Source organism: Chloroflexota bacterium (assembly GCA_011322445.1).
Lineage (GTDB): Bacteria > Chloroflexota > Anaerolineae > Anaerolineales > DRMV01 > DRMV01.
In genome coordinates, this window is the sequence record DRMV01000018.1 from 42589 (window position 1) to 54508 (window position 11920).

Consider the following 11920-nt stretch of genomic DNA (forward strand, 5'->3'; position numbering starts at 1 on the left):
GGCAATCACGACAGCCCCACGACTTTACCGGTCTCCAGATCGATATCCACGTTCAGGAAAGCCGGGCGGGTGGGCAAGCCGGGCATGGTGCGCATTTTGCCCACTAAGGGGTAGAGGAAGCCCGCGCCCGCCGAAAGGCGAATGTCGCGAATCGGCACCCGGAAGCCACGCGGCGCGCCCTTCAGCGCGGGGTCGTGGCTGATGCTGAGATGGGTTTTCGCCATGCAAATGGGCAGGTGGGCGTAGCCCAGGCGGGTATATTCCGCAATGCGCTCTTCAGCCAGGGGTTCGTAATCCACCCCGTCGGCGCCGTAAACCTCGCGGCAAATGGTCTCGATTTTCTCTTTGATGGAAGTCTCGAGGTTGTAAAGGAAGCGGAAGTCGGAAGGCTGTTCGGCAGCCCGCATCACGGCCTGCGCCAGAGCCACCGCGCCTTCGCCGCCTTTTTCCCAGTGCTCGGCCACCACTGCATCGAACGCGCCGAATTCCAGTGCCGCCTGCCGCACGGTTTCCAGTTCGGCAGGGGTGTCGGTGGGGAAGCGGTTGACCGCCACCACCACCGGCACGCCGTATTTGCGCGCCACGGTGATATGATGCTGCAAATTGACCAGTCCCTTGCGCAGCAGGTCGAGGTTTTCCTGGGTGTATGCCGGGTCGAGGGGCTTGCCCGCCACCACTTTGGGACCGCCGCCATGCATCTTCAGCGCCCGCACGGTGGCAACCATCACCACCGCGTCGGGCACCAGACCAGAATAGCGGCACTTGATGTCGAAGAACTTTTCCATGCCGATATCCGCGCCGAAGCCCGATTCGGTCACGACGTAGCCATCGGGGCCGACCAGTTTGAGGGCGATGAGGTCGGCGATAATGGAACTGTTGCCATGGGCGATGTTGGCAAAGGGCCCGGCGTGCACGAAAACCGGCGTGCCTTCCAGGGTCTGCATCAGGGTGGGCTTAATGGCATCTTTCATCAGCACGGCCAAAGCCCCGGCTACGCCCAAATCCTCAGCAGTAATGGGTTCCCCGTCGCGGCTCAGGGCCACGACCATGCGCCCTAAGCGGGCGCGCATGTCGGCCAGGCTGGTGGTGAGCGCCAGAATCGCCATGATTTCGCTGGCCACGCTGATGTCGAAGCCGGTGCGGCGGGTAAAGCCCTTTTCGTCGGGGCCGAGGCCGATTTCGATTTCCCGCAACAGGCGGTCGTTGGTGTCGATCACCCGTCGCCAGGTGATGGTCTCAGGGTCGATGTCCAGCCGCACCAGGCGGCGCCGTTGCTCAGGGGTCAGGTTGTCCAGGTCGTCTTCGGTGATGCCCAGTTTCGCCATGCGGTAGCGTAGGCCGCGCGCGACCTGGCGTTTACCGTTCTTGACGGGGAACAGGCGGCGGAACAGGGCTTCGTCGCTCTGCCGCCATTCATGGAACATGCGGGTGTCCAGCGCGGCGGCGAGCAGGTTGTTGGCCGCGGTCACCGCGTGGATGTCGCCGGTGAGGTGCAGGTTGAAGTCTTCCATCGGGATGACCTGCGAATAGCCCCCACCGGCTGCGCCGCCTTTGATGCCAAAAGTCGGGCCCTGGCTGGGCTGGCGGATGCAGGTAAACACCTTTTGCCCCAAATGCGCGCCGAGGGCCTGGCTCAACCCCACCGTGGTGGTGGTTTTCCCTTCGCCGAGGGGTGTGGGGGTGATGGCCGTAACATCAATGTACTTGCCGTTGGGCGCGTCGGCCAGGCGTTCCAGCACGCTCAGGCTAACCTTGGCCTTGTAAGGGCCATAGCGTTCCAGTTCGTCGGGCAGGATGCCGGTTTCTTCGGCAACCTGGGCGATGGGCTTGAGGGTGGCTTCCTGGGCAATTTCGATGTCGGGCGGCACCGGGAAACGTCGTTTGAGGGGAGTAGGGGTAATTTTGGCAGACACGACAACCTCACAGGAGGGGAAAGCGAATACGCGCTTCAATTATAGCCTGCTTTGGGCAGGGTGGGAGAGGAAAAGAAAAAGCGCGACGAGAAAGTCGCGCTTTGGGTGCAAAAAGAAGCATGGCAGCAGGTTCAGGAGACAAGATGCGCCGCACCGCCTGGTTGGGCGACCAGCACGTCTTGCACGCCAGGCACAGCCAGCAGCCTACGGCGCACGGTTTCAGCCGCCGTCTCGGGGCAGAGCACGTGCACATTCGGCCCGGCGTCGATGGTATAAGCCACCGGCAGCCCATCCTGTTCACGCCAGCGACGGACGGCGTGCATCAGCGCGACCGTCGGTGGTTCCCAATAAAGCAGCGGCGGCTGGGAAGTCTGCATCACGGCGTGCATCATGTGGCAGTCGGCTTCCACAATTTCGGCAAAGGCGGCAAAATCGCGCTGCAAAATGGCTTCCCGGCACAGGTTCAGCCGCCGGGGGGCGTCGGCCACACGCACAGGCTGGTAAGGGCTGGTCTCGGCCAGGCGGTGCCCGCGGCTGGAGCCGACCGCCTTGTGGCCCGCGCTGACAATGGCAATGCAATCGGCCAGCGCCCAATGCTCCGGCGGGGCGATGCTTTCGGCATACGAATCCTCATCGGAAGCCCCCGCGTGCCATTCCACAAAACCGCCCGGCACCGAGCGGCTGGCCGAGCCGGAACCCAGGCGCGCCAGGCGGCTGAGGTCGCGCTCTGGCAGCGTCAGCCCGGCGGCAGCGGCTGCGGCCACCGCCAGCGCGGCAAAGGCCGCCGCCGAAGAGGCCACCCCCGCCCCCGTCGGGAAGTTGTTTTCCGAGCGCACTTCGGCATACCATCCCATCGCCGACCAGGCGCGCACGCGATCCAACACGCGGCTGACGCGCGCCAGCGCCTGCCCTCCCACCGTGCGCCCGTGCAAAACCAGGCGGTCGCTGCCCAAATCGGCGCGGAAGGTCACCGTGGTGCGCGTCACCAGCCCGCGCAGGTTCATGGAAAGCGAGCCGTTGCTGGGGATGCGCTCTTCGTGGTCGCGGTTTCCCCAATATTTGATGAAGGCAATGTTGGGATGGGCTTCGGCTGTGGCAGTGTAGGCATTCATGGGGGGTATTGTACTACATGCCCCTTCCACAACAACAAGGGGCGGCCCAAAAAGCCGCCCCCTGGCAAGCCCATACCTTACCGGGCAATCAACACCGGGCAAGGGGCCTTGTTGAGCACCTTGTGGCTCTGGCTGCCCAGCAGCAAGCCGCTGAGCGCATGATTGCCCCGTGCGCCCATCACAATCAAATCCACCTTGCGGTTCTCAGCCACATCCAAAATCGCATCGGCCGGGCGGCCCTCGATCATCTCGGTCTCGACGCCGCCAGGCACCTCACCGATAGCCTCCGTGGCCTGCTCCAGAATCTCCTGCGCCTTGCCCAGGCGGGCGGCCGCGGCTTCTTCCCAGAACGGCTCACCAAGATAATCGGGAATGGGATCAAAAGCAGCCACTGCAATCACATGCGACCCCAACTGTCGCGCCAGGTCGCCTGCCAACTGTGCTGCTTTGATGGAATCGTCCGAACCGTCCACACCCACCAGAATTTGCTTGAACATGGTTCCGCCTCCTTTTCTGCACTGCCGGTTTCGCTTGCTCTACTTTCAGTATAGGGCGTTTTGAGAAACAATGCGTTAGAAAGGCGTTAGAACTTTGTAAGAACGCCCCCGCGATGTGCTAAACTTGACTTCAGGAGGTGCAGCGATGAAAATCGCCATTCTCAGCGACACCCACGATAATGTGCAAACCTTAGCGCGAGCGCTGCCAGGTTTGCGAGACGCGGATGTCGTGCTGCATTGCGGCGACGTCTGCTCGCCTTTCACGCTGAAGCGGCTGGCCGAAGGTGTGGCTGGCAAGCCAGTGCATCTGGTGTGGGGAAACAACGACGGCGACCGGCGCATGCTGGCCGAGATTGCCGCGCACGCGGGCAACGTCCACCTGCACGGTGAGTTTGCCGACTTCACCTTGGGCGACCTGCGGGTGGCCATGAGCCACTACCCAGCGGTGGCGCGTGCGGTCGCGGCAAGCGGGCAATACGGGCTGGTGTGTTACGGCCACGACCATCACGCCCATGAGGAACGCGTGGGCGCGACATGGTTGCTCAACCCCGGCGAACTGGCAGGGGTGCTCACCGGCCGCGCCACCTGGGTGCTGCTAAATACGATTACAGGGAAAGTGCACTGGCACACGGTGTAACCAGCGGGGCGCTCAGCCCGGTTTGACCTCAGCGCCGCCCGCAACCCCCACGGCCCAACCGCGAGCGGCAACGCCGCTTTCCCGAAAAGCCGCGGCCATCGCCTCGGCCACAGGGGTGGCATCGTCGAAATGCGGCGCAAAGGCAATCAGGCCAGGCCCTGCGCCGGAAAGCCCGGCTGCCACCGCCCCTGCCTGCAGCGCCGCGGCCAGGGCAGCCTCAGCCCCCGGAATGAGCGGCAGGCGGTAAGGTTGGTGCAGCCGGTCCTGAAAGGCCAACGCCAGCAAATCGGCCTCGCCCCGGCGGAATGCTTCGGCCACCAGCACGCTATGGCCGATGTTGAAGACCGCATCGGCCATCGGCACCTCGGCGGGGAGCACGCGCCGCGACGCTTCAGTACTCAACGATACCGCCGGCACCACCACTGCAATCCAGCGCCGCCTGCGCCACGCCTCGGCAACCGGCAGAGATTGCACGTGCCAACCCCTTTCCGCGGCTACCGAAGCCGTCAGGCCGCCGTAGAGCGAGGGCGCGACGTTGTCGGGGTGGCCTTCCACCTCGGCAGCCAGGGCAAACACCTCGGCGGGCGCGAGCGGGTTGCCCAAGACCGCATTGCCCCCCAACACGCCCAACAACGCCGCCGACCCGCTGGAACCCAGCCCTGATTGCAGGGGAATGCCGTTCTCACAGCGCACGCGCAGCCCCCGGGGGAGGGGTTTCCCCACGGCTTCCCACACACGCCGCGCAGCCCGCAGCACCAGGTTGCTCTCATCCACAGGCAGGCGGCCCGCGCCTTCCCCCTGCACCGTGATTTCCCAACGGTCGCCTTCCAGGGTAAAAACCGCGGTATTCCACAAATCCAGCGCCAGGCCAAGCACGTCGAAGCCCGGCCCCACATTGCCGCACGAAGCAGGCACACGAACAATGGACATCATCTTCACCTTTCCCAATCAAGGGCAAGAGCGCCATCACTGCCGTCGCCGATTATAATCGCAGGGTATAATGGGAGCAAGCGCATCGGCGCACAAGGAGGACGCGATGCCTGATGAAACTTCTCGCAAAGCCCCTGAAAGCAGTGTGTGGCTGGTCATCGCCCGCGAAGCGCGGCTCGTGGGGCGCTTGATTTTAGACCGACGTGTGCCCTGGTACCTCAAGCTGCTGCCCGTCGGGGCGGCCATCTATGCCATTTCGCCGGTCGATTTACTGCCCCTCAACCCGCTGGACGATGCTGCCGTGGTCAGCCTGGCGTTCTACTTTTTCGTGGAACTCTGCCCCCCGGAAGTGGTGGCAGAACATCGCCAGGGCACGAAAAACCAAAAAGTCGTCCGTGGGCAGTGGCGAGACGCGGAAAAAGGCGAACACCCCACTCAGGAAACCTGAGCCTCGCCCCCAGAAATCCCTCCCCGTGTTGTAGCCAACCCGCGCCGTTTATCATGCCATCGAAAAACCCCTCTCCCAGCGGAAGAGGGGTTGGCGTGAGGGCGCAAAAGCCCAAAGCGCGCTTTTCGCACGCCCAACATTCCAGCCCAGGGGGAACTCAAGAGATGCTGGCTTCCTGCACCGCCTGAGGAAGCGCCTCTTCCTCGCTCGCGTGCCAGAAAAAGCGCCAATAGAGGAACACCGCCACGCTATAAAAACTAATCGTGCCAAGGAAAGGCAACCCAAAGCCATAGCGGTCTTGCAGCCAGCCGGAAACCGTGGGGCTGAAGGCCCACCCGAAACTCCACGAAAGGCTGACCAGGCTGGCCACAGTCGCGCGGGCGCTGGGCTCGACGTGTTCCATCACAAAGGTTTGATACACCGGCCCGCTCATGTTCATCAGCGCCAGCCGCACCAGGTAGGCCGCCGCGCTCACCCAGAACCACGGCGCAAAGCCCAACAACGCCAGGAAGGGAATCGAAAGCCCTTGGGTGATCACCACCAAAGGAATCTTGCCAATACGGTCGGCGATGGGCGGCGCAATCAGCAGCCCTACGCCCATGGCCAGCGCGCCCCAGGCAAACAGCGATCCGATGACCGGGTCGGGCTGGTGATGGACTTCGCGGAAGAAGAGGTTCATGAACGGCATGATCAGCCCAGCGCCGATGGAGGTCAGCAGCATCGGCAGGATGAGTTTGGTCAGCAGGGCAGGGCGTTTGGCCGCATAGGCAAAGGGGGCAAACAGCGATTTGTCTTCCCGCGCCAGGCGCTGGGGGCGCAGGCGGGTCAACGGCAACAAGGCGGTCAGCGAGAGCAGCGCCACGACAATCAGCGCCCCAGCATACGCCTGGGAAGAAGTCGGCGCAGCCCCGCGCCACTGGGCCACCCACGAAGGCAGGTAGCCGCCGATCCAGTTGCCTACAAAGGCCGAGGCCATCTGCAACCCCGACCCGAAACTGAAAAGGTAGGTGCGTTCTTCCTCGCCGCTGTTTTCCATCAGGAAAGGCGCCATCGTGACGCCCAACAGGCTTTGCGCCACACCGGAAAGCGCGTTCATCGCGTACAGCATCGCCGTGGTGGGGAAGAGCACCATCCCCAGCACGGCCAGGCTGACCGTGCCGGTGCCGATGAGCAGGGAGCGTTTGCGCCCCAGCACATCGGCCAGGTACCCCATCGGCAGCGCGGCAATCAGCGCGGCAAGGCTGCTGGCGGTAATCAGCCGCCCGACCAGCGCATTGTTGTAGCCCAGGCTGACAACGTAGAAGTTGAACAACAGGCGGAACACGCCCATTGAAGCACCTGTGAGCACCACGCTCAGCAGGTAAAGGCGCGCATTCGGACGAAAAGCCTGCAACCGCTCACCATAGCGTTGCAGGCTTTGTTTCACTTCTTGGGGCAGGGAGGAAACAGGCCTCATGGTTGTGTCATTCCTCAGGGGGCGAGATGTCGTGTCGGGGGATGGCAAAAGCCTGCAGTTGCGCCCACAGGGCTTCCAGTTGTTCGGTGCGGGCAGCATAACGCCGCTGGCGGCCTTCCACGGTGAGGTACACCAGCCCGGCCAGCCGCAGCACATGCAAATGGTGCACCACGGTAGGCGGGCGCAGGCGCAGGCGGCGCGCCAGTTCCGTGGGCGTGTGGGCGCCTTCGGCCAGGTAGCGCAGGATGCGCAGGCGGGTGGGGTCGCTCAGGGCCTGCAGGCCGTGGAGCAGCGCGTCGGGCACCCCTTCGCCGGGCACCAGGGAAGCCCCTGCCGGGCGCGCGCCGAACACCAGCAACCCTTCACTTTCCCCTAACCGACGAAACACCACCAGCGGGGAAAGCCAGAACGAGGGAGCCAGGGTAAGGTGCGTCATGGTTTCGGCTTCGGGGAAGCGTACACCCTGGGTAAGGGCAAGAAGCAGGTCGGCAAGGGGAAGCCTCGCAGCCTGCTGACGAGCCTGAGCCACAGCCTCGGCCAGCACCGGCCGCAGTCGCGCCTCTTCTTCGGCAAAGAATACATGCAGGTAGGCCCTCAAGGCACCGAGCAGAGCCTCACCAAAGGCTGCAGCCTCGGCCCACAGGTTCAGGCGCTCTGCCAGAGCGGCCTTGCGCGGCGGCTTGGGTAGGGTGGCAAAGGCGCGCTGGAGGGTGCGCAGGTCGTCGGCGTTCCATGTGCCGCGGCGGGCAACCGAGAGGAGCACTTCCCGCGCCTCAGGCGGCGTGTCGGCGGCCAGGAAAACCTGCGTCAGCCGTTCCTCCGCGGGAATGGCGCGCAGGGCATCCAGGGCATCTGCCGCTTCCTGGCGGGGCAACGTCGCAACCCAAGGGAAGGGCAGCATCAGGGAAGCGGCGAAGCGTTCCAACGTGCGGCGGTGGGGCTCTGGCAGGCGCGCCCGCACCCCCGCCGCCCACGCCCGCCGCAGGCCGAATTCCTGGGGGCGGTGGAGTACATGGATGCTTGCAAACAAGTCATAGGCCGTGCCGGTGTGCCAGGTCAGGCTCGCCATAATTCGCCTCCGCGATTAGATTATAGTCTAATGCTGCGCCGGAAACAAGGATTTTGCAAGCACCAGGCCGCTCGAACGCCCCTAAACGGGACTATTGTCCCACCCCCAAAAAAGGCGTGCCCGAGGTGAAAGCCTGTACAATGGGGTTACCAGCGGGCATACCCTACCCCTTGGAACCTTGTGTGCTTCCTGAAGGAGGTCGAAAATGAGTCAACGACGCTATGTATGGTTGCTTCTGATAGCATTTTTGCTGGGTGCTTGCGCCATCCCAGGGACGACATCCTCTTCTGGCCAAAGCACGCCGGCTCAAGCCCACACCCCCGCGGCCGTCGCCACCCAAACAGCCGTGTCGAACACCAGCGGCGAGGTCAAAAGCGGCACGTGGGAACGCGACGACCCCAAGAACGATCTGCTCTCGTGCTCGTCAGGCGACCCGGTGCCCGCCAGCCAGTCTTCCCGCCTGGGCTCGAAAATTTACGTCGACGTGGTGCACGCCACTTTGAAGCAGATCTCTCTAAAGGACCCCACCGTGGCAATCAAAGGGAAAATGTGCGCTTACCAGATTACCCTCGACTACGGCCGCCCCATTGATACCACCGGCCTTTTAGAGGGTTCGCTCGTGTTCACCGGTGGGCGGGTGAGTGTGGAATACACCTTCAACATCAACAACAACAAATTCACCTGGGAAGGCACCGCGACCAACACCGATAGCCATGCCGCCATCCACCCCGACAACTTCCAGGATTTCGGGATGGAAGTGCAAGGCAATACCCTCGTGCTGAGCATCCCCTGCCACGCGGTGCCGCGAGCCGACGACCAAACCGAATGGCACCTCACCACTTTCAACACCAAGAGCAGCGGCGGGCGGTGGTACTGCGACGAAGTAGGCAGTGGCATGTTGCCCAAGCCCAAAGTGTATTGGGACGGCAAAACCGCAATGACGATCAAAGACGCCCCCGACGACATCATGGACCTGACCCACAAGACCAACAACCTGCCGCTGAACGATGCCGACATCCTTGAACTGCAAACCTCGCTGGCCCCCCGGAATGCCCCCGTAACGATGCAACTGGCGAGTTTTCCGCCCAATGAAGACCTGTTCACCTGGCGGGCTGTGCTGCGGATGAACATGTCGCTGGTGGGGCCAGGGCAATTGCTCTGCGGGCGAGACGAAGATGGCCGCGCGGGCTTCATCGACCCCAAGAGTCTCGCCCTGCAACCCGACAACGGGCTGGCCACCTTCCAGGCCACGAAAGAGGGACCATCCTGCACCTTTGCACCGCCCACCTTCGCCAAAGACGGCTGCATCATCGTCAGCGCGGATTTCTACCTCAAAGACAATACCACCAAAATCCAGTACAAAGACCGCGTCAACGGCGCGCTGCTGTGTTACCAGCAAAAGTGAGCCGGAGTCTCCCCAAAGGCCACACCCCCAACCTCGGTTGGGGGTGTTTTTTTTGTAAGCCCTCAGCACACCTCACAATGGGCAAAGAGGTGCGGCGCCTCGCCAGCGCAGCGCCCCCCTCAAAAATGCCCCCAGGCACGCCCAGACTTCAGTTTCTGCCTTGACGCCATCGCCGCACCGTGCTACCCTCAAAGCAACCGTTGCTTCCCCTCTCGAGGTGACCATGTTCTGGGATTTCGTACTGATTTTCGCGCTCATTGCGCTGAACGGCTTCTTCGTTTCGGTGGAATTCGCCGCGGTGGCAGCCCGTTACCATCGCATTGACGCGCTGGCGCAACAAGGCTCTGGGGCGGCGCGCATCGTGCGGGTATGGCTTTCCAGCCCAGCCGAGCGCGACCGCCTGATTGCCGCCACGCAACTCGGCATCACTATCGTCAGCCTGGCATTAGGGGCAGTGGGCGAAAAAGCCTTCGAGAGCGCGCTGGCGCCTCTCGTCCACCAGGCTGCTTTGCCGCCCGCACTGAGTTTTTTGCAAGGGATACTGCCCAGCCTGCCCCTGCTGCTTTCCCTCACCATTGTGACCAGTTTCCATGTCGTCTTTGGCGAACAGGTGCCCAAAGTCGCCACGCTCCGCTCGCCCGAAACCTTTGCCCTGCGCGCGGCCTACCCCATGCGGCTGTTCGAGACCACTTTCCGCTGGTTTGTGGATATGCTCGACTGGGCAACCCACTTCACCTTGCGGTTGCTGGGCATTCCTGAAGCCGATGCCACCCACGGCCACCTTTCCGTCGAGGAACTCAAACACCTGGTGGAAGAAACGCCGCCAGCCGATTTGCAGCCCGAAAGCAGCGAAATGCTTTCGGCCGTACTCGATTTCGGCGAGTTGCTGGTGCGGCAGGTCATGGTGCCCCACACCGACATCATCGCCGTGCAGGCAGCCACCCCTCTGCCAGAGATTATCCGCCTGTTTTCCCGCCACGCCGTCACCAAATTCCCTGTTTACGGCGAAGACCTGGACGACATCGTGGGCATTTTGCACATCAAAGACGTCGTGCGGCTGTGGGGAAGCGAAGAATTCGACCAGCGCACCGCGGGGGACCTGGCGCGCGAGGCGCTTTTCGTGCCCGAAACGTTGCCGGTCATTGACGTGCTGCGCCGTTTCCGGGAAACCCGCCGCCACATTGCCATTGTGGTGGACGAGTACGGCGGCACGGCCGGGTTGGTTACCCTGGAAGACCTGCTGGAAGAAATCGTGGGCGAAGTGAGCGACCCCTTCGATGAAGCCACCCCCGAAATCCAGCCTCATCCCGACGGCACGGCCATTGTGGACGGCCGCGCGCTGCTGGAAGAGGTCAACGAAGCCCTGGGGCTGGACCTCACCACCCCTTATTACGACACCATCGCCGGCTACATTCTCGACAAACTGGGGCGCATTCCTGCAGTGGGCGATGTTGTCGAAGAAGACGGAGCGCGCCTCACCGTGCTGGCCATGGACGGTCTGCGCGTCTCTCGCCTGAAGATCGAGCGCCTGCCCGCCGACGCCGACGAAGCAGAGGAAGACGCCTCGCAGGCAGGGTGAGGCTTCCGCTGTCCCTTGTTGAGCCTTGCTCATGCACTACGCCGAAATTGCCGTTCACGAACCTAAAATTCAGGGCGTGTTTCACTACCACATTCCCCCCGAACTGGCCGAAGCGGTGCAGCCAGGGGCAGTGGTCGTGGTGCCTTTCGGCCAGCGGCAGGTCTATGGCGTGGTGCTGCGGCTTTTGCCCACCCCCGCAGTGCCGGAAACCAAACCGGTGCTGAGCGTGCCAGCCCCCGAAGTGGCGCTGACGCCGCTGCAATTGCGGCTGGCCGAACAAATTGCTGCCGACACCCTGGCCTCCCTCTCGGCCTGCATTGCCCTGATGCTGCCGCCCGGCGTGCTGCAGGCTGCCGACACCCGCTACCATCTCACCGCCGAAGCCCCTGCTGCTGACGCCCTGCCGCCCGACCTGCACGAGACCGAGCGCCGCCTGCTGGCCCTGCTGCACACTCGCGGCCCGCTGCGCGGCCGCCAGTTCGACCGCGCCCTGCCCCGCCACAACTGGCGCGCTGCCGCCGCCCGCCTGCAGCGCCGCGGCTGGCTGGAAAGCGAGCCGGTGCTGCCTAAGCCTCATCTTCCCCGCAACACCGTCCGCATGGCGCGCCTGGCCGTGCCGCAGGCCGAGGCACTGGGCCTGCCCCTGGAGCACCTTTCGCGGCGTGAAGCCACGGCCCGACGCCGCCGGAAGGTGCTGGAAGCCTTAGCCGCCCAAAGCCCCCGCGAAGTTGCCGCCCTGCGCGCCGAAACCGATGCCCGCCCCGGCGACCTGGAAGCCCTTGCCAGACTCGGCCTGGTGGAACGTTACACCGAAACCCGCCGCCGCGCCCCCCTCGCCGACCTGACCGAACCCCCCCCCCCCGGCCCCCCCCCC

At 63.8% G+C, this 11920-nt stretch carries 11 protein-coding genes; 5 read left to right on the top strand and 6 right to left on the bottom strand.

The window, feature by feature from the left end:
• Positions 1-5: 5 nt before the first annotated feature.
• The 3 genes from ENJ54_03115 to ENJ54_03125 all read right to left on the bottom strand — a co-directional run bounded on the left by ENJ54_03115 (position 6) and on the right by ENJ54_03125 (position 3522).
• A complete protein-coding gene (locus ENJ54_03115; protein HFC08838.1) occupies positions 6-1868 on the bottom strand; it encodes a formate--tetrahydrofolate ligase in 1863 nt (620 codons plus the stop codon).
• A 176-nt stretch (positions 1869-2044) separates the two neighbouring features.
• The gene (gene mvaD / locus ENJ54_03120; protein ID HFC08839.1) at positions 2045-3025 is read right to left on the bottom strand and encodes a diphosphomevalonate decarboxylase; all 981 of its coding nucleotides are present in this window, start codon (positions 3023-3025) and stop codon (positions 2045-2047) included.
• Positions 3026-3102: 77 nt separating this feature from the next.
• Positions 3103-3522, bottom strand: a complete 420-nt coding sequence (locus tag ENJ54_03125; GenBank protein ID HFC08840.1) for a universal stress protein — start codon at positions 3520-3522, stop codon at positions 3103-3105.
• 145 nt (positions 3523-3667) lie between these two features.
• Here ENJ54_03125 and ENJ54_03130 point away from each other — a divergent pair, with 145 nt between their 5' ends.
• Positions 3668-4159 carry a metallophosphoesterase gene (locus ENJ54_03130; protein ID HFC08841.1) on the top strand — a complete coding sequence of 164 codons (492 nt, stop codon included), beginning with the start codon at positions 3668-3670 and terminating at the stop codon, positions 4157-4159.
• A 12-nt stretch (positions 4160-4171) separates the two neighbouring features.
• Here ENJ54_03130 and thrB read toward each other — a convergent pair whose 3' ends face one another.
• Positions 4172-5092 carry a homoserine kinase gene (gene thrB, locus ENJ54_03135; GenBank protein HFC08842.1) on the bottom strand — a complete coding sequence of 307 codons (921 nt, stop codon included), beginning with the start codon at positions 5090-5092 and terminating at the stop codon, positions 4172-4174.
• Positions 5093-5195: 103 nt separating this feature from the next.
• Between thrB and ENJ54_03140 the strand changes: the two genes are divergently transcribed.
• Positions 5196-5537 carry a hypothetical protein gene (locus ENJ54_03140; protein HFC08843.1) on the top strand — a complete coding sequence of 114 codons (342 nt, stop codon included), beginning with the start codon at positions 5196-5198 and terminating at the stop codon, positions 5535-5537.
• A 157-nt stretch (positions 5538-5694) separates the two neighbouring features.
• Here the strand turns inward: ENJ54_03140 and ENJ54_03145 are convergent, their stop codons facing one another.
• Together ENJ54_03145 and ENJ54_03150 are read right to left on the bottom strand one after the other, a co-directional pair.
• The gene (locus tag ENJ54_03145; GenBank protein HFC08844.1) at positions 5695-7149 is read right to left on the bottom strand and encodes an MFS transporter; all 1455 of its coding nucleotides are present in this window, start codon (positions 7147-7149) and stop codon (positions 5695-5697) included.
• Positions 7001-8062, bottom strand: coding sequence for an ArsR family transcriptional regulator (locus ENJ54_03150; protein ID HFC08845.1), 1062 nt, complete (start codon positions 8060-8062; stop codon positions 7001-7003). Before ENJ54_03150 ends, ENJ54_03145 begins: the two co-directional genes overlap by 149 nt.
• 205 nt (positions 8063-8267) lie before the next feature.
• Here ENJ54_03150 and ENJ54_03155 point away from each other — a divergent pair, with 205 nt between their 5' ends.
• From ENJ54_03155 to ENJ54_03165, 3 genes are all read left to right on the top strand, one after another.
• Positions 8268-9467, top strand: a complete 1200-nt coding sequence (locus ENJ54_03155; GenBank protein ID HFC08846.1) for a hypothetical protein — start codon at positions 8268-8270, stop codon at positions 9465-9467.
• 223 nt (positions 9468-9690) lie between these two features.
• Positions 9691-11046 carry an HlyC/CorC family transporter gene (locus ENJ54_03160; GenBank protein HFC08847.1) on the top strand — a complete coding sequence of 452 codons (1356 nt, stop codon included), beginning with the start codon at positions 9691-9693 and terminating at the stop codon, positions 11044-11046.
• Between the two features lie 31 nt (positions 11047-11077).
• On the top strand, positions 11078-11920 hold an 843-nt coding region (locus tag ENJ54_03165), incomplete at its 3' end, for a hypothetical protein (GenBank protein HFC08848.1).